The sequence below is a fragment of the Roseovarius tolerans genome (genome assembly GCF_028885395.1).
GTDB lineage: Bacteria > Pseudomonadota > Alphaproteobacteria > Rhodobacterales > Rhodobacteraceae > Roseovarius > Roseovarius tolerans.
Map to the genome: position 1 here is coordinate 3,566,112 of NZ_CP118494.1, position 17,000 is coordinate 3,583,111.

Annotated in this window: 17 protein-coding genes; 8 read left to right on the forward strand and 9 right to left on the reverse strand. The window is 63.2% G+C overall.

Annotated features, from left to right (window positions below):
* Window positions 1–32 precede the first annotated feature (32 nt).
* The gene (locus PVU19_RS17725) at window positions 33–311 is read right to left on the reverse strand and encodes an acylphosphatase (RefSeq protein ID WP_050661525.1); all 279 of its coding nucleotides are present in this window, start codon (window positions 309–311) and stop codon (window positions 33–35) included.
* Between the two features lie 136 nt (window positions 312–447).
* On the opposite strand from PVU19_RS17725, the gene lepA reads away from it, so the two are divergent.
* The 3 genes from lepA to PVU19_RS17740 all read left to right on the forward strand — a co-directional run bounded on the left by lepA (window position 448) and on the right by PVU19_RS17740 (window position 3,230).
* Complete coding sequence (gene lepA, locus PVU19_RS17730; protein WP_050661456.1) at window positions 448–2,247, forward strand: translation elongation factor 4; 1,800 nt, start codon at window positions 448–450, stop codon at window positions 2,245–2,247.
* A gap of 159 nt (window positions 2,248–2,406) precedes the next feature.
* The gene (locus PVU19_RS17735; protein WP_050661457.1) at window positions 2,407–2,919 is read left to right on the forward strand and encodes an alkylphosphonate utilization protein; all 513 of its coding nucleotides are present in this window, start codon (window positions 2,407–2,409) and stop codon (window positions 2,917–2,919) included.
* Between the two features lie 65 nt (window positions 2,920–2,984).
* Window positions 2,985–3,230, forward strand: coding sequence for a hypothetical protein (locus PVU19_RS17740; protein ID WP_050661458.1), 246 nt, complete (start codon window positions 2,985–2,987; stop codon window positions 3,228–3,230).
* A gap of 7 nt (window positions 3,231–3,237) precedes the next feature.
* Here PVU19_RS17740 and PVU19_RS17745 read toward each other — a convergent pair whose 3' ends face one another.
* From PVU19_RS17745 to PVU19_RS17755, 3 genes are all read right to left on the reverse strand, one after another.
* On the reverse strand, window positions 3,238–3,357 hold the full coding sequence (locus PVU19_RS17745) for an entericidin A/B family lipoprotein (RefSeq protein ID WP_139194539.1): 120 nt from the start codon (window positions 3,355–3,357) through the stop codon (window positions 3,238–3,240).
* A 127-nt stretch (window positions 3,358–3,484) separates the two neighbouring features.
* Window positions 3,485–5,005: an aldehyde dehydrogenase gene (gene adh, locus PVU19_RS17750; protein ID WP_050661459.1), complete on the reverse strand. Its 1,521-nt coding sequence runs from the start codon at window positions 5,003–5,005 to the stop codon at window positions 3,485–3,487.
* Window positions 5,006–5,113: 108 nt separating this feature from the next.
* Complete coding sequence (locus PVU19_RS17755) at window positions 5,114–5,995, reverse strand: GAF domain-containing protein (RefSeq protein ID WP_050661526.1); 882 nt, start codon at window positions 5,993–5,995, stop codon at window positions 5,114–5,116.
* Between the two features lie 245 nt (window positions 5,996–6,240).
* Between PVU19_RS17755 and PVU19_RS17760 the strand changes: the two genes are divergently transcribed.
* Window positions 6,241–6,426 (forward strand): hypothetical protein, encoded by a 186-nt coding sequence (locus tag PVU19_RS17760; RefSeq protein ID WP_050661460.1) that lies wholly within the window; start codon window positions 6,241–6,243, stop codon window positions 6,424–6,426.
* Between the two features lie 9 nt (window positions 6,427–6,435).
* Here the strand turns inward: PVU19_RS17760 and PVU19_RS17765 are convergent, their stop codons facing one another.
* Window positions 6,436–7,194, reverse strand: coding sequence for an alpha/beta fold hydrolase (locus PVU19_RS17765; protein WP_050661461.1), 759 nt, complete (start codon window positions 7,192–7,194; stop codon window positions 6,436–6,438).
* A gap of 90 nt (window positions 7,195–7,284) precedes the next feature.
* On the opposite strand from PVU19_RS17765, the gene PVU19_RS17770 reads away from it, so the two are divergent.
* Complete coding sequence (locus PVU19_RS17770; RefSeq protein ID WP_050661462.1) at window positions 7,285–7,659, forward strand: hypothetical protein; 375 nt, start codon at window positions 7,285–7,287, stop codon at window positions 7,657–7,659.
* Between the two features lie 82 nt (window positions 7,660–7,741).
* Here the strand turns inward: PVU19_RS17770 and glyA are convergent, their stop codons facing one another.
* A complete protein-coding gene (gene glyA, locus PVU19_RS17775) occupies window positions 7,742–9,049 on the reverse strand; it encodes a serine hydroxymethyltransferase (protein WP_050661463.1) in 1,308 nt (435 codons plus the stop codon).
* Window positions 9,050–9,219: 170 nt separating this feature from the next.
* Between glyA and PVU19_RS17780 the strand changes: the two genes are divergently transcribed.
* Window positions 9,220–9,981 carry an NAD kinase gene (locus PVU19_RS17780; RefSeq protein ID WP_050661527.1) on the forward strand — a complete coding sequence of 254 codons (762 nt, stop codon included), beginning with the start codon at window positions 9,220–9,222 and terminating at the stop codon, window positions 9,979–9,981.
* Between the two features lie 30 nt (window positions 9,982–10,011).
* On the opposite strand, the gene PVU19_RS17785 is transcribed toward PVU19_RS17780, so the two are convergent.
* Window positions 10,012–10,548 (reverse strand): CIA30 family protein, encoded by a 537-nt coding sequence (locus tag PVU19_RS17785; protein WP_274789832.1) that lies wholly within the window; start codon window positions 10,546–10,548, stop codon window positions 10,012–10,014.
* Window positions 10,549–11,084: 536 nt separating this feature from the next.
* Here PVU19_RS17785 and PVU19_RS17790 point away from each other — a divergent pair.
* Both PVU19_RS17790 and PVU19_RS17795 read left to right on the forward strand, forming a co-directional pair.
* The gene (locus PVU19_RS17790) at window positions 11,085–11,762 is read left to right on the forward strand and encodes a DUF4396 domain-containing protein (protein ID WP_050661465.1); all 678 of its coding nucleotides are present in this window, start codon (window positions 11,085–11,087) and stop codon (window positions 11,760–11,762) included.
* Window positions 11,763–11,807: 45 nt separating this feature from the next.
* A complete protein-coding gene (locus PVU19_RS17795; RefSeq protein WP_050661528.1) occupies window positions 11,808–12,515 on the forward strand; it encodes a type 1 glutamine amidotransferase domain-containing protein in 708 nt (235 codons plus the stop codon).
* Between the two features lie 42 nt (window positions 12,516–12,557).
* On the opposite strand, the gene prpE is transcribed toward PVU19_RS17795, so the two are convergent.
* Both prpE and PVU19_RS17805 read right to left on the reverse strand, forming a co-directional pair.
* Window positions 12,558–14,447, reverse strand: a complete 1,890-nt coding sequence (prpE, locus tag PVU19_RS17800; protein WP_050661529.1) for a propionate-CoA ligase PrpE — start codon at window positions 14,445–14,447, stop codon at window positions 12,558–12,560.
* 214 nt (window positions 14,448–14,661) lie between these two features.
* Window positions 14,662–16,941 carry an NADP-dependent malic enzyme gene (locus PVU19_RS17805; protein WP_050661466.1) on the reverse strand — a complete coding sequence of 760 codons (2,280 nt, stop codon included), beginning with the start codon at window positions 16,939–16,941 and terminating at the stop codon, window positions 14,662–14,664.
* Window positions 16,942–17,000: the final 59 nt, after the last annotated feature.

A 17,000-nucleotide genomic window follows, 5' to 3' on the forward strand; every position in this document is an offset into this window, starting at 1 on the left:
GCCAAACTGACCCACCGCCCGACTCCCCACCGTTACCGCCGGATATCGAAATGCGACGCGCCCTCGGGTGCCGCGTCATCCACCGTCACCGCACGCACGACCGCCGCAGGCGGGCCCTTGTGCAGCGCCGCAAGCATCGCGTCGACCTCTGCGCCCGGCCCTTCCAGATGCGCCAGAACAGAGCCATCGGCCGCGTTGCGCACCCAGCCAGACAGCCCGCGCCCCTGCGCTTCGACCTGCGTCCAGGCGCGAAAGCTCACTCCCTGCACCCGGCCCTCGACACGCACCGACACCGCCTTGACCTCCGCCATGATCGCCTCCTTGTCTGCCTGATCCGAGCCTATCACATATCGCCCCTCCGACGCGCGCGGAATCCATGCGGCTCAGGCGCCCCATTCCCGCAATCCACCTTGACCAACCCCCCATTCCCATACATATGCGAGAGCCATGACACCGCTCTCGCACATCCGCAATTTCTCCATCGTGGCGCATATCGACCACGGTAAATCCACCCTTGCCGACCGGCTGATCCAGATGACGGACACGGTCGCCGAACGGGACATGAAAGAGCAGTTGCTCGACAGTATGGATATCGAGCGCGAGCGCGGCATCACCATCAAGGCCAACACCGTCCGCATCGACTATTCGTCCGACGACGGTCAGCAATACGTGCTCAACCTGATCGACACGCCCGGTCACGTGGATTTCTCCTACGAGGTCAGCCGCTCGATGCGCGCGGTCGAGGGCTCGCTCCTGGTGGTCGACAGCACGCAGGGTGTCGAGGCGCAAACGCTGGCCAATGTCTATCAGGCGATCGACGCGGGTCACGAGCTGGTGCCGGTGCTCAACAAGATCGACCTGCCCGCCTCGGATCTCGACCGGGTGGCGGAACAGATCGAAGAGGTGATCGGCATCGACGCCTCGGGCGCGATACCGGTTTCAGCCAAGACGGGCCAAGGCATCCGCGAGGTGCTGGAGGCGATCATCGCCCACCTTCCGCCGCCCGCAGGCGACCGCGACGCGCCGCTCAAGGCGATGCTGGTGGACAGCAAGTACGACCTCTATCTTGGCGTGGTCGTGCTGGTGCGGATCATGGACGGCGTGATGAAAAAGGGCGACCGGATTCGCATGCTCCAGACCGATGCCACCTACAATGTCGAGCGCATCGGCGTGTTCCGCCCGGCCATGACCGTGGTCGATGAATTGGGTCCGGGCGAGATCGGCTTCATCACCGCCTCGATCAAGCAGGTCCGCGACACCCGCGTCGGCGACACAATCACCCATGTCAAACGCCCCTGCGACAAGGCGCTTCCGGGCTTCAAACCCTCGGTGCCGGTGGTGTTCTGCGGCCTCTTCCCGGTCGATTCCGCGCAGTTCGAAGACCTGCGCGACGCGATCGAGAAACTGGCGCTGAACGACGCCTCCTTCAGCTACGAGATGGAAAGTTCCGCCGCGCTCGGGTTCGGCTTCCGCTGCGGCTTTCTGGGGCTACTGCATCTTGAGGTGATCCGCGACCGGGTCGAGCGCGAGTACGATATCGAACTGATCACCACCGCGCCTTCGGTCGTATATCACCTCTTCATGAAGGATGGCGAAGAACGCGAATTGCACAACCCCGCCGACATGCCCGACCCCAGCCATGTCGACCATGTCGAGGAGCCGCGCATCAAGGCGACGATCCTGGTGCCCGACGAGTATCTCGGCGACGTGCTCAAGCTTTGCCAGGACCGGCGCGGCATTCAGCTTGATATGACCTATGCCGGGGCCCGCGCGATGGTGGTCTACGACCTGCCCTTGAACGAGGTGGTGTTCGACTTCTACGACCGGCTGAAATCGGTGACCAAGGGCTATGCATCCTTCGATTATCAGCTCGAAGGCTACCGCGCCGACAATCTCGTGAAGATGCAGGTCCTCGTCAATGACGAGCCGGTCGATGCGTTGTCGATGATGGTCCACCGCGACCGCGCCGAACAGCGCGGGCGGGCGATGTGCGAGAAACTGAAAGACCTGATCCCCCGCCACATGTTCAAGATCCCCATTCAGGCGGCCATCGGCGGCAAGGTCATCGCCCGCGAGACACTCTCGGCGCTGCGCAAGGACGTGACGGCGAAATGCTATGGCGGCGATGCCACGCGGAAGAAGAAGCTGCTGGAAAAGCAGAAGGCCGGCAAGAAGAAGATGCGCCAGTTCGGACGGGTGGAGATCCCGCAGGAGGCGTTCATTTCGGCATTGAAGATGGATGATTGAGGGTTTGGGGGCGTGATGTCACGGATGTCCAACGCCCCTTTAGGATGGCTGCCAAACCGCCATCCCGCACCGCTCGCATAGGTGGGTTATCCCCTTCCCCCGCCGCTGCATTGCGCCTATAGCGGTGGCAACACATCCCGTATCCCGGACATCTCTCCCATGACCTGTGCGCTTTGCTCTGCCGATGCCCCGCTGACAGACACCCCCGTGACCGGCGGCCCGGACGGGGCGAGTGCCGCGCTCTGTGGAACCTGTACGGACCAGATCACGGGTACGCCCGACCCCGACCACTGGCGCTGTCTTGCCGCCGCGATGTGGTCCGAGAATGCCGCCACGCAGGTCCTCGCCGCGCGCATGCTGGACCGCCTTTCAGAGCACGACTGGGCGCGCGATCTGGCGGGGCAGCTCTGGCTCGATGACGACACCCGCGCCTGGGTCGAGAACATCGCCCGTGATAGCGGCCATCGCGACAGCAACGGCGTACCGCTGATGCAGGGCGATACCGTGGTGCTGATCAAGGACCTGCCCGTAAAAGGCGCCAGTTTCACCGCCAAGCGCGGCACGGCGGTACGCGGCATCTCGCTTGTTCCCGACAATCCGGCCCACATCGAAGGCCGCGTCGAAGGCCAGCGCATCGTGATCCTGACGGAGTTCGTCAAGAAGCGCATCTAGCGCCCCCCTTGACACGGCCCCTCCTACATTCCCACGTCTAAGGGTACAGCGAAAGGAGGACCATCATGGACCGTCTGAGTCTGTATCTCACCCTTGCCACCGGGCCCGTAACCGTAGGCGGGCTGGTCATCACCGTTATGGCATTCGGCTACTACACTTGGCCCGCCATTGGCGGCGCTGCCGCTGTGGGCGCGCTTGCCGCATGGCCGTTGGCCTATCTGATCTCCCGCCGGGTCAAGCGCAAGGACCCGAATTTCGATCACACCCAAGAAGGCGGCCTGATCCCAGATCCCTCGAAACCCGAGGTCTGAGACCGGCTTACTCTGCGGCCTGCTCCACCGCGCGGCCTGCGTTCTGCAGGTCGCGCCCGGCACCTTGCACCGTCTCGCAGGCAGCCAGACCCGTGCAGGCGACAAGCCCGATCATCAGCCATTTCATGTCGCGTCTCTCCCATTTGTCTTTGTCTTCTTTATAGCCCCGCAGCACGGCCCGCAAACCCCCATGCCGCCCCACGAAAAAGGCCGCCGGGTTTCCCCGACGGCCAGCACTCGTTACGCTTACAGCCTCAGAAAAAACCGAGCTTGTTGGGATTGTAGCTGACCAGCATGTTCTTGGTCTGCTGATAGTGGTCGAGCATCATCTTGTGGTTCTCGCGCCCGACGCCAGACTGCTTGTAGCCGCCAAAGGCCGCATGTGCCGGATAGGCGTGATAGTTGTTGACCCAGACACGCCCCGCCTCGATCGCGCGGCCAAAGCGGTAGGCGCGGCTGCCGTCGCGGGTCCAGACACCGGCCCCAAGCCCGTACATCGTGTCATTGGCGATGGCGAGCGCCTCGGCCTCGTCCTTGAAGGTGGTGACGCTGACGACGGGGCCGAAGATTTCCTCCTGAAACACCCGCATCTTGTTGTGCCCCTTGAGAATCGTGGGCTGCACGTAATAGCCGCCCGAGAGGTCACCGTCGAAGCGCGCGGCCTGCCCGCCGACCAGCACCTCGGCCCCCTCTTCGACACCGATGGTCAGGTAGGACATGATCTTGTCCTGCTGCTCGGCGCTCGCTTGTGCGCCCACCATCGTTTCGGGGTCGCGCGGATCGCCCTGCTTGATCGCCTTAACGCGCGCGATGCAGCGGGCGATGAATTCCTCGTAGATATCCTCCTGAATAAGCGCGCGGCTCGGGCAGGTGCAGACCTCACCCTGATTGAAGGCAAAAAGCACGAACCCCTCGACCGCCTTGTCGAGGAAGGCATCATCCTGCGCCATCACGTCGGAAAAGAAGATGTTGGGCGACTTGCCGCCCAGCTCCAGCGTGACGGGGATGAGGTTCTCGGTCGCGGCCTGCATGATCTTGCGCCCGGTCTCGGTCGAGCCGGTAAAGGCGATTTTGGCGATGCGCGGCGATCTCGCGAGCGGCGCGCCCACCTCGGCCCCCATGCCGTTGACGATGTTGAGCACGCCCGCAGGCAGCAGATCGTCAATCAGTTCGGCCAGAACCATGATCGCGGCAGGCGTCTGTTCCGCCGGTTTCAGCACGATGCAATTGCCCGCCGCCAGCGCCGGCGCGAGCTTCCACGCCGCCATCAGGATCGAGAAATTCCACGGGATGATCTGCCCCACGACGCCAAGCGGCTCGTGGAAGTGATAGGCGACCGTATCCTGGTCGATCTCGGACATGCTGCCTTCCTGCCCGCGCAAAACGCCTGCGAAATAGCGGAAATGGTCAACCGCCAGCGGAATATCGGCGGCCATCGTCTCGCGGATGGGCTTGCCGTTGTCCCATGTCTCGGCCTGCGCGATAATCTCAAGATTGGCCTCCATGACATCGGCGATCTTGAGCAGGATGTTCGACCGTTCGGTGGCCGAGGTCCGGCCCCAGGCGTCCTTTGCGGCATGGGCGGCATCGAGCGCCAGTTCCACATCCGCCGCGTCCGAGCGCGCCACCTCGCAGACGACCGCGCCGGTGATGGGCGTGATATTCTCGAAATAGCGCCCGTTCACGGGGGGCACGAACGCGCCGCCGATGAAATTGTCGTAATGGGATTTGAAGGGCGCGCCCTGCTGGCCCGCCACCTGTGTCATCTCGTTCATTGGGTTTCCTCCGGTTGTCCCCGGTCCTCCGCCGGGGAATGAGGCTACCCTGCGCACCACACCACCCCGCGTCACCCCATGCGCGGAGGACGGGCGGGCGCACCTGTCTCAATCCTGAGACAGGTCGCCGATGCTTTCGTTGAAACCCAGCCGTTTCATCCGCCGATAGAGCGTCGCGCGTCCGATCCCGAGCGCGCGCGCGGCCTCCGAGACATTGCCCCCGGCCCGTGCCAGCGCCCGAATCACCGCCGCGCGCTCGGCTTTCTCAAAGCCGCGTGGCCCGTCCTCACGGCCGAAAATATCGCTCGCGGGCACCGGTCGGATCGCCACCGCCTGCCCCAGACCGAACGCCTTGCGCGCGGCACGTGTGGCCCCCACGACGATATCGTCGCCATCCACCGCCAGCAGCATCGCCGCCTCGCTGTCGTCATGGTCGGCATAGAGGATGCGGGCGCGCGGATAGGCGGCGCGGAAATTGTCGGCCTCGATCTGCCGCGCGGTCTGCGCCACCATTGCGCCAATCAGCCGGTTGAATGCCTCGGTCTGATCCGACCGCGCCGAGGACACGTCGAGCGCCGCCATGATGCGGCCATCGGCCCCGTAGATCGGCGCATCCATGCAGCTCATCGCGGTGTTGCGCGCCAGGAAATGCTCGTCGCGATGGATGATGACGCGGCGATCCTCGGCGATGCAGGTGCCGATCCCGTTGGTGCCCTCTGCCGCCTCGGACCAGTCGGCCCCCTGCCACAGCCCCCAATCCTCGAAGATCGACGCATCTCCCTCGGCACAGCGCTGATCGAGCACAACCCCCTCGGCATCGGTCAGCAGCACCGCACAGCCCGAATGTCCCAGCAGACCGAAAAGTTGATCCAGCTTCGGCGCGGCCACTTGCAGGAACTGCTCCAACCCCGCCTGCCGCTGCCGCAACTCGGTCTCCTCCACCCGTTCGGGCGCGCGCCGCTCTGCGGGGTCCAGCCCATGCGTGAGCATCGAGCGCCGCCACGACGCAACCACCCGCGACCGCGCCGGGGCCGAGGCCGATTGCGACTGTTCGAGGACCTTGTCCACATGGCTGCGTTTATCGGTGATGGGGCGTCTCCCGCATGTAGCAATCCGACAAGGATAGCCCGCGCGACCCGCGCCTGTAAATCCGGACAATCGTGACCCAGATCAAGGCGCGCACCGAAAACCGCGCCTAATAATCGCCGCAACGATCCTCAGACCCGGAGAACCCCATGCTGCGCCTTGGTTTCATCCTGCATCTTTTCATCGGCTCCACCATCGCGGGATCCGCCGTCATCGCGGCTCTCGTGATAGGACAGGACACGCTGATCCCGATCCTGATCGCCGCCGCCCTCGGCTTTATCGCGGCCATTCCGGTGACATGGGTGGTGACGAAAATGCTCTACGAGGACGGCTGATCACCGCGCTCAGCCCTCAAGCCATGTGCGCACTGCCGCCTCGAATTCGCGCGGCTTCTCGGCATGCAGCCAATGGCCCGCGCCGGGGATTTTGGCGAATTGCGCCGCTGGGAACAGCGCCTTGATCCGGTCGCGATGCGCGCGCCCGACATAGTCCGACTCCGCGCCGCTCAGGAACAGGGTGCGCCCGTCATAAGACTCTGACATCTCGGGAAAGCTCAGGATCTTCGGCATCTCGCGCGCCAACGTGTCGAGGTTCAGCAACCAGCGTTTCTCGGTCACGTCGATCGCCTGCAAGAAAAATGGGACAAGCGCGGGGTTGTCCACCGTCTCGCGCAATTGTTCGGCGGCGTCAGAGCGCCGCTCGACCCGCGACAGATCCACCGCTTTCATCGCCTCGATATACTGTATCTGGGTGTGCTCATAGGCGACAGGCGCAATATCTGCCACGATCAGGCTGTTGACCAGATCGGGCCGCGTCAGCGCCAGCACCATCGCCGCCTTGCCCCCCATCGAATGCCCCAGGACGTCGCAGGGGGCACCGATATCCTCGATCACCTCGGCCAGATCGGCGGCCATGTCCTCGTAGGAGTGCGTGTCAAACCAGAGACTTGCCCCGTGATTGCGTTGATCCACGGCAACCACATGACGGCTGTCCGCGAGGCGTTTCGCGATCACCCCCCAGTTCCGACCCGAGCCATAAAGTCCGTGAACGATCACTAGACCGGGCCTGTCAGTCGGTGCACCATGTTCGATCCGGTTCAACATAGGACTTGAATATCGCCCCGCAGGATCAATGACCAGCCCCCTTGAGCGACCCGCAACAGACCGCTACACTCTGGCCAAAGGGGCGACCAAGTGATTGATACAGAAGAGTTTCAGGCGAAAGTTGTGCGACTGCAAACCGCACTATCGGACAGGATGCGCCTGCGCGGTGCGACGCTCGAGCGACAGTTGCGCCGCGCCGGGCGGCGTCTGCCCCGTCGCCAACGCCGGGCCGGTCAGATTATCCTCGGCGCGCAAGACTGGATGGCCCATCCCAAACTTGCCCGGGTTCTGGATATGTCGGGCGTGAACAATGCCTTCACCGATATGCATCGCTATCTCGACACGCTGGACCCGCGCGAGGCGCGTAAGACGGCAGTCTTGCGTCTCTTGGGTGGCATCGTGCTGAACCTGATGGTCTTGGGCGGGTTGATCTATGCCCTCATCCGCTGGCAGGGCGCAGGCTAGGAAACCTGCAATTCAACGTTGAGATAAAAAGAACCCCGCGCAGCACAGAGGCAGCGCGGGGTTTTATCATCTATGATCCGGTTCAGAGGTTCGGATAAAGCGGGAAGCGCGCGCAGAGCGCCTCGACCTCGGCCTTCACCTTGGACTCGACCGCGGCGTTGCCCTCTTCGCCATTCGCCGCCAGACCATCGACCACCTCGATGATCCAGTCCGCGATCTGACGGAACTCCGCCTCGCCGAAACCACGCGTCGTGCCCGCCGGGCTGCCAAGCCGTATCCCACTGGTCACAGTGGGTTTTTCCGGGTCGAACGGCACGCCGTTCTTGTTGCAGGTGATGTGCGCGCGGCCCAGTGCCTTGTCGACGATATTGCCGGTGACGCCCTTGGGACGCAGATCAACCAGAACGACATGGGTATCGGTGCCGTGGGTCACCGTATCCAGCCCGCCCTTGATCAGTTGATCCGACAGCGCCTGCGCATTTTTGACAACCTGTTGGATATACGTCTTGAATTCGGGGCGCAGCGCCTCTCCAAACGCCACGGCCTTGGCCGCGATCACATGCATCAGCGGCCCGCCCTGGATGCCGGGAAAGATCGCCGAGTTGAATTTCTTGGCCAGCGCCTCGTCATTCGTCAGGATCATGCCGCCGCGCGGCCCGCGCAGCGTCTTGTGTGTCGTGGTGGTCGCCACATGCGCATGCGGGAACGGGCTGGGATGCTCGCCCGCGGCCACGAGACCGGCGAAATGCGCCATGTCCACATGCAGGTAAGCCCCGACCGAGTCAGCGATTTCCCGCATCTTGGCAAAGTCGATCTGGCGCGGGATGGCCGAGCCACCGGCGATAATCAGCTTGGGCTGATGCTCGGTGGCGAGTGACTGCACCTGATCATAGTCGATCAGGTTATCCTGGCGGCGCACGCCGTATTGCACCGCGTTGAACCACTTGCCTGACTGGTTCGGCGCCGCGCCATGGGTCAAGTGCCCACCGGCATCAAGGCTCATGCCCAGAATGGTATCGCCGGGTTTCAGCAAGGCCGTGAACACGCCCTGATTGGCCTGACTGCCCGAATTGGGCTGCACGTTGGCGAAACCGCAGCCAAACAGTTCACAGGCCCGCTCGATGGCGAGGTTTTCTGCGATATCGACATATTGACAGCCACCGTAGTAGCGCCGACCCGGGTATCCTTCAGCGTATTTGTTGGTCATCACGCTGCCCTGCGCCTCCATCACGGCGGCAGAGACGATGTTCTCGGAGGCGATCAGCTCGATCTCGTCGCGCTGACGACCCAGCTCCTGTCGGATCGCCCCGAAAAGATCGGGATCGCGAGAGGCGAGAGATTCAGTGAAAAAGCCTTTATCCGCTACAGGCTGATTTCCGTCATGGGGCATGTGAACAACTCCGGCAGAGGGTGAATTTTCGATTTCCTAAAGGAAACTCGTCCGTTTTGAAAGAATGTAAAGCGACGAATTCAATTGCAGGACCGGCACGGCTGGTCTTGGTGCGGGAATTGTGGTTCGATCCACGCCAATGCATCGCCTTTGGGAAACAGGACTTTGGCATGAGCCGCAAGATCGCTTTTGTCGCCAGCGACATGCCCGTCGCACAAACCGCCCGCGCGGCGCTTGTTGCACGCTTTGGGCATGTGCCTGAAGAGAACGCAGATGTCATCGTGGCGCTTGGCGGCGACGGGTTCATGCTGCACACATTGCACCGCACCCAGGGCCTGGGCGCACCGGTTTACGGCATGAACCGCGGCACCGTCGGCTTTCTGATGAATGAATACAGCGAAACCGACCTGATGGAGCGGCTTACGGCTGCAGAAGAAGAGGTAATCAACCCTCTGAGCATGACGGCGGAATCCCCCGACGGCACGATCCACGAGGCGCTGGCGATCAATGAGGTGTCGCTGTTGCGCGCAGGCCCGCAGGCGGCCAAGCTGCGGATCAGCATCGACGGGCGTCTAAGGCTGGAAGAGCTGGTCTGCGACGGCGCGCTCGTCGCCACACCGGCCGGATCGACAGCCTATAACAACAGCGCCCACGGTCCGATCCTGCCAATCGGTTCGGACGTGCTTGCGCTGACGGCGGTGGCGGCCTTTCGTCCGCGCCGCTGGCGTGGGGCGCTCTTGCCGAAAACCGCGCAGGTACGGTTCGATGTGATCGACCCCGAAAAGCGCCCGGTCATGGCGGATGCCGACAGCCGGTGGGTCGAAAATGTGCTTTGGGTGGAAATCCGCTCGGAAACCCGCGTCACACATCGAATCCTGTTCGATCCGGGCCATGGTCTGGAGGAAAGGCTGCTGCGCGAGCAATTCACCTGACGCCGGCACGGTCCGCCGTGCACACGCCGCTCAATACAGCCCAACCCACCGAAACGACAAATCCGCCACGTGATCCCGTCCATAGGCCACTGCCGCAAGGCTGGTGACGCTCGTGGGGTCAGGCGTATCGCGCAAGAGCGCACCCGAGGCGGCAAAGGCTGTGAAGGGAATGCGAACCTCCTGCCAGTCGGACGTCGTCTCGAAACCAGCCTGATAGTATTGCCAGGGCAATAGCGTGCCGCGCGTGCGCAAATGCACGAAATATCGCCCGCCCGTACCCCTGACACGCAACACAACGCCCCGTGCCTCCTGCGGAATCGGTGCGTCAAGCTTGACCCGCGCCTGCAAAAAGCCACCGCGATTGGCGGTGCTGACTGTGCCGGTCAAATGCAGATACGGCACGCCGCCCTCCCGTTCGACCTGCGCCTCGCCTTCGGACACACCGCCCATCACCTGATCACTGATGAAACGGTATTCGCCAAGCGGCGGCGGAGCATAGCCGCTCACGTCTGGGCCGGCATGGGGTGTTTCGGGCATGGCACAGACCAGACAGGCAAGAAGGGTCATGAAAACAAGGCGCATCGGCAATCTCCTAAAGCATAGATAAACTATTGCACCGCGGCGAAAAGACCCTGTGTTATCCAATATCAACCCCGCGTTATTGCCTGTCCGCGCGCGCCACCACAATCTGGTCTCACCTGCCACGTGCAGGTCTGTGACGCCAGGATCAAGAGGAGCGCGGTCATGCGGGTCAAGAACACCGTCAGGTTACTTCTTCTGGGAGGTCTTATGATCATGGGGAGTGTTGCGTATCAGGAGCGGGACACGCCGGGTCAAAGCGATCCAGCCGCGCTGACCAGCCTCGTTCCAAGCCCCGTTGAAGTATCGGTTCTGAGCGCGCGTTCATCCTAGGCGAGTACCGGTCCTCCTCCTGCCCGGCCTGCCGGGCTTTGGCCCCCGCGCGGACGCCCCGCGCGGGGTATTCCGTAGCGACCGGGCCAGCGCGGCGTTTCGTATGATCCGGTAAAAGCGTGATCAGCGCATATCCGCCCCACGTCTGCCCAAGGGTTTAAAGACCTGCGTGCCTGCTTACGTGACGGGACATGAAGCAGAGTTACACAGAATTCGTTACTCTTCTGCAAAGCCCCTGGTTTCTGGTAGCCTGGGCCCTTCTGATGGTGCCCAGCCTCGCCATCGTGATCAGAGACTTGAGGATGCGCAATGCGCATCTCATGCCATTGATGAAATGGGTCTGGGCGCTCACGGTCTTTTATTCCGGGCCTCTGGGCCTCTCGGTCTACTGGTGGTCGGGTCGCAAGGAGATCGCCACCGATGGCCAATGGCGCCGCGCGGCGCGGTCGGTGGCGCATTGCTATTCCGGCTGCGGGTTGGGTGAGATCGTGGGTCTCACGCTGGCGGTCGGTGTGCTGGCGGCACCAACCGTGGCGACCGCGCTCATCACCTTTGCCTTTGCCTACGCGGCGGGTTTCGCGCTGACCGTCGGCCCGCTCATGCAGGAGGGCACGAGTTTTGGTCAGGCGGCGCGTGATGCGGTCTATTCGGAAACCCCAAGCATCACCATCATGGAGATCGTGGCGATTGGCGTAGACCTGACGCTCGCAGGCAGTGCAGGACCAGGTCAGGTTCTGTTCTGGTCCTCGATGATCGTCTCGCTGAGTTGCGGGCTGATCGCCGCCTACCCGGTCAACGTCATCCTGATCCGCCTCGGCGTCAAGGCAGGCATGATGGACCCACGCAACACAGATCACGCCCACGGCTAGTCCCGGGTGTCACACAACCAACCGAACCGAAAAGGAGTGTTCAAGATGACACGCATACTGATGATCCTCACATCCTGCGACCGAATGGGAGAGGACGGCGCGCCGACCGGCTTTTACTGGGAGGAGATGGCTGTGCCATATTGGGCGTTCCGCGATGCGGGCTATAAGGTCGATCTGGCCAGTCCGCTTGGCGGTCAACCCCCGGCCGATCCTTCATCCGACGAGGACCCGAGCGCGCGCGCCGAAGCCGTGACACGGTTCATGCAGGACAAACAGGCCATGCAGGCTCTGAACGCCACCGCCGCCGTGAGCAAGGTTGATGCGTCACATTATGACGCGGTGTTCCTGCCCGGCGGGCATGGCACCATGTGGGATCTGCGCCAGACCCCTGCGGTGGCCAAGGCGGTTGCAACAGTGCATGAAAACGGCGGCGTTGTGGGTGCGGTGTGCCACGGTCCGGCCGGGTTGATCGAGGCCAAGCGCAGCGATGGCACACCGCTGATCAAGGGGCGGCGCGTCAACGGCTTCACCAATTCCGAAGAGCGTGCCGCGGGCCTCTCCGATGTCGTGCCATACCTGCTCGAAGATGCGCTGCGCGAACAAGGCGCGGAGTTCGAATCCGGTGTCGAGGATTTCTGCGGCTTCGCGGTGCGCGACGACCGGATCGTGACCGGTCAGAACCCCGATTCCTCTGCCGGGGTGGCCGAGCACATGCTTTCAGCCCTGCGCGACATGGACCGCGCGGCGGCCTGACGTCACAAGGCGCGCGCCGGGGCTGTTCCGGCGCGCGTTCGCTTATTTCGCCAATCCGATGCCCTGCAAAGCCTCTTTGACCTCATCCAGAATGGCCGGATCGTCTATGGTCGCGGGCATCTTGTAATCCTGACTGTCGGCGATCTTGACCATGATCGCGCGCAAAATCTTGCCCGAGCGCGTCTTGGGCAGACGGTCCACCACCACAGCCAGCTTGAACGCGGCCACGGGCCCGATCTGATCCCGCACCAGCTTGACGCATTCGGCAGTCACCTCGGCATGCGGGCGGTTCACGCCCTTGGTCAGGCAGACAAAGCCGACCGGAGCCTGCCCCTTGAGCGTGTCGCTCACCCCGATCACCGCGCATTCGGCCACGTCCGGGTGCGAGGCCAGAACCTCCTCCATCGCGCCGGTGCTGAGCCGGTGACCTGCGACGTTGATCACATCATCGGTACGCGCCATGATCCACAGATAGCCGTCCTCGTCCTTCATCCCCGCGTCGCCGGTTTCGTAGTAGCCGGGAAAGGTGGTGAGATAGGATTTGCGGTAGCGGTCTTCGGCGTTCCACAGGGTCGGCAGCGTGCCCGGGGGCAGCGGCAGCTTGACCGCGATCGCCCCGAGCGTGCCCGCCGGCACCTCGTGTCCGCCCTCGTCGAGGATCTGCACGTCGTAGCCGGGCATCGCCACGGTGGGCGAGCCGACCTTGACCGACAACGCCTCGACGCCTGCAGGGTTACCGGCGATGGTCCAGCCGGTTTCCGTCTGCCACCAGTGGTCATAGACCGGCACGCCCATCTTGTCGGCAGCCCAGTTGATCGTATCGGGATCGGCGCGTTCCCCCGCCAAATAGAGCGCGCGCAGACAGGAGATGTCGTAGTTCTGCAGTTCCCTGGCCTCCGGGTCGTCACGCTTGATCGCGCGCAGCGCCGTGGGGGCGGTGAAGAAACTCTTTACCTTATGCTCGGAAATGACCCGCCAGAACGTGCCCGCGTCGGGCGTGCCGACGGGCTTGCCCTCGAACACGATCGTGGTGTTGCCGTGGATGAGCGGCCCGTAGCAGATATAGCTGTGGCCCACGACCCAGCCCACGTCCGACGCGGCCCAGAACACCTCGCCCGGATCGACATTATAGATGTTCTTCATCGTCCAGTTGAGCGCCACCAGATGCCCGCCGGTGGGCCGCACCACGCCCTTGGGCGCGCCAGTGGTGCCAGAGGTGTAGAGGATATAGGCCGGGTGGTTGCCCTCGACCGGCACACACTCGGCGGGCTCGACCCCGTACTGAAAGGCGTGCCAGTCATAATCGCGGCCCTCGATGAGCTTGGCCACCTCTTCCTCGCGCTGGAAGATCACGCAGAAATCGGGCTTGTGGGCGGCCTGCTCGATGGCACCGTCCAGCAGCGGCTTGTAATGCACAACGCGCCCCGGCTCGATCCCGCCGGAGGCGGCGATGATCGCCTTGGGGGTGCAATCGTCGATCCGCACCGCCAACTCGTGCGCGGCGAACCCACCGAAGACCACGGAATGCACCGCGCCGATGCGCGCGCAGGCCAGCATCGCCTCGAGCGCCTCGGGCACCATCGGCATGTAGATGATGACGCGGTCGCCCTTATCCACGCCCTTCGCGCGCAGCGCCCCCGCCAAACGGGCCACCCGGCTGCGCAGCTGCGCATAGCTGATCCGATGCTTGGTGCCGGTGACAGGGCTGTCGTGGATGATCGCCGCCTGCGCACCGTGCCCGGCCTCGACATGCCGGTCCACCGCGTTCCAGCAGGTATTCACCAGCCCGTCGCTGAACCATTCGTAAATCGGGGCGTTGTCGTCAAACAGGGCCTTGGAGGGTTTTTGAACCCAGTCGATCTTGTCCGCCTCGTCCAGCCAGAAGCCCTCGGGGTCCGCTATAGAGCGGTCATAAACCTCGTTGTATCCCATCGTATCCTCCTCCGATCCGTTGCACATGTGTTACGGATCACCCTGCCATCGGGCAAGCGTCATGGATGACCTCGGGACACAAGGCCGCAGAAATTTTGCAGAAATCAGGGTTTAGGGTCTGCAAATTTTTGCAAACCTCAAGATTTTATGCGCACGGCTCAAACACTGAGACGGATTTGCAAATGTGCAAATATTTTACTGCAAATCCGCGATTCTATCCGTAGTGCGCCACCGGAGTGCCCGCGATGGCCGCCATGTTCAGCAGCCCCCGCGCGGTGATCGACGGCGTCACGATATGCGCGCGGTTGCCCATCCCCATCAGGATCGGCCCAACCTCGAGCCCACCCGCCTTCATCTTGAGGATATTACGCACCCCGGAGGCGGCATCGGAATTGGCGAAGATCAGCACATTCGCCGCCCCCTCCATCCGGTTGCCGGGCAAAAGCCGCTCGCGCAACTCGGGGTCAAGGGCCGCGTCGATATTCATCTCGCCCTCATAGCTGAAATCGCGCGGCGCCTCGTCAAGCAGGACCAGGGCCGCGCGCAGCCGCTTGCCGCCTTCGTCTTGCTGATTGCCGAATTGCGATTGCGAGCAGAAGGCGACCTTGGGCGCGATCCCGAAGCGGCGGACATGGCGGGCTGCCCCGATCGCCGTTTCGGCCAGGTCGGCCGGCTCGGGGCGCACTCGAACATGCGTATCAGCGATAAAGAGCGGCCCATCCTCGAGAATGACCAGGCTCAACGCACCATGCGGATGATGCATCTCGCTGCCCAGCACCTGATTGACGTAATTCATGTGCCAGCGGAATTCCCCGAACGTGCCGCAGATCAGGCAATCGGCCTCGTCGCGCTGCACCATGACCGCGCCGATGGCGGTTGTATTTGTGCGCATGATCGCGCGAGCCAGGTCGGGGGTGACACCGCGCCGCGCCATGACGCGGTGATAGGTTTCCCAGTAATCGCGATAGCGCGGGTCGTTTTCCGGGTTCACGATGTTGAAATCCCGCTCCGGGCGGATCGAGAGCCCCGCACGCTCGCAGCGCCGGGCGATAACGTCGGGGCGACCGATCAGGATCGGTTGCTCGGTGGTTTCCTCCAGGATCGCCTGAGCGGCACGCAACACGCGCTCATCCTCGCCCTCGGCAAAGACGATGCGCCGGGCGGCGGTGCGTGCCGCCTCGAAGACCGGGCGCATGAGCAGCGCCGACTTGAACACGCTGGCATCCAGATCGGCCTTGTATTGCTCCAGATCGGCAATCGGGCGCGCGGCGACCCCGGTCTCCATCGCGGCGCCGGCCACGGCAGAGGACACGATGCCAGACAGGCGCGGATCGAACGGCTTGGGAATGAGGTAATCAGCGCCAAATGTCATCTGCTCGCCGCGATAGGCCGCGGCCGCTTCGGCGCTTGTCGAGGCGCGGGCCAGTTCGGCGATTCCTTGCACGCAGGCCACCTGCATCGCGTCGTTGATCTCGGTCGCGCCCACGTCGAGCGCGCCGCGAAAGATGAACGGGAAGCACAGCACGTTGTTGACCTGATTGGGAAAATCCGACCGGCCCGTGGCGATGATCGCATCCGGGACGGCCGCGCGCGCGGCATCCGGCATGATCTCGGGGTTGGGGTTGGCGAGGGCAAAGACCACCGGGCGCTTGGCCATGCTGCGCACCATGTCAGGTGTCACGACATTCGGACCCGACAGCCCGAGGAACAGATCCGCCCCCGCGATCACCTCATCGAGGCTGCGCAGGTCGCTTTTCTGCGCGAAGGCAGCCTTTTCGGGGTTCATGTCCTCGGCCCGGCCCTCATAGACCAGCCCATGAATATCGCAGAGCCAGATATTCTCGCGCTTGACCCCGAGCTTGAGCAGCATGTTGAGACAGGCGATCCCCGCCGCACCGCCACCCGCCGAGGCGATCTTGATATCCTCGAACCGCTTGCCCGCGACATGCAGCGCGTTGGTGGCTGCCGCCCCCACGACAATGGCCGTGCCGTGTTGGTCATCATGGAAAACCGGGATATCCATCCGCTCGCGGCAAATTCGTTCAACGATGAAACAATCCGGGGCCTTGATGTCTTCGAGGTTGATCGCGCCGAATGTGGGTCCGAGCGCGCAGACGATCTCGGCCAGCTTTTCGGGGTCGGTTTCGTCCAGCTCGATATCGAAACAGTCGATATTGGCGAATTTCTTGAAGAGCACGGCCTTGCCCTCCATCACAGGCTTGGAGGCGAGTGCGCCTATGTTTCCAAGACCCAGAACCGCGCTGCCATTGGTGACGACCCCCACCAGATTGCCGCGTGCGGTGTAGCGGCTGGCAGTTTTGGGGTCTGTCTTGATCTCGAGACAGGCCTCAGCGACGCCCGGAGAATAGGCGCGCGCGAGGTCGCGACCATTGGCCATCGGCTTGGTGGCGCGGATCTCCAGCTTTCCGGGCTTGGGGAATTCATGGTAGTCGAGCGCCGCCTGACGCGGGGCATCGTTCTGGTTGTCGGTCATGGCCACCCTCCCTGCCGCGAATTTAGTTTAATGCTAAACTATATCGCCATCATCCATAT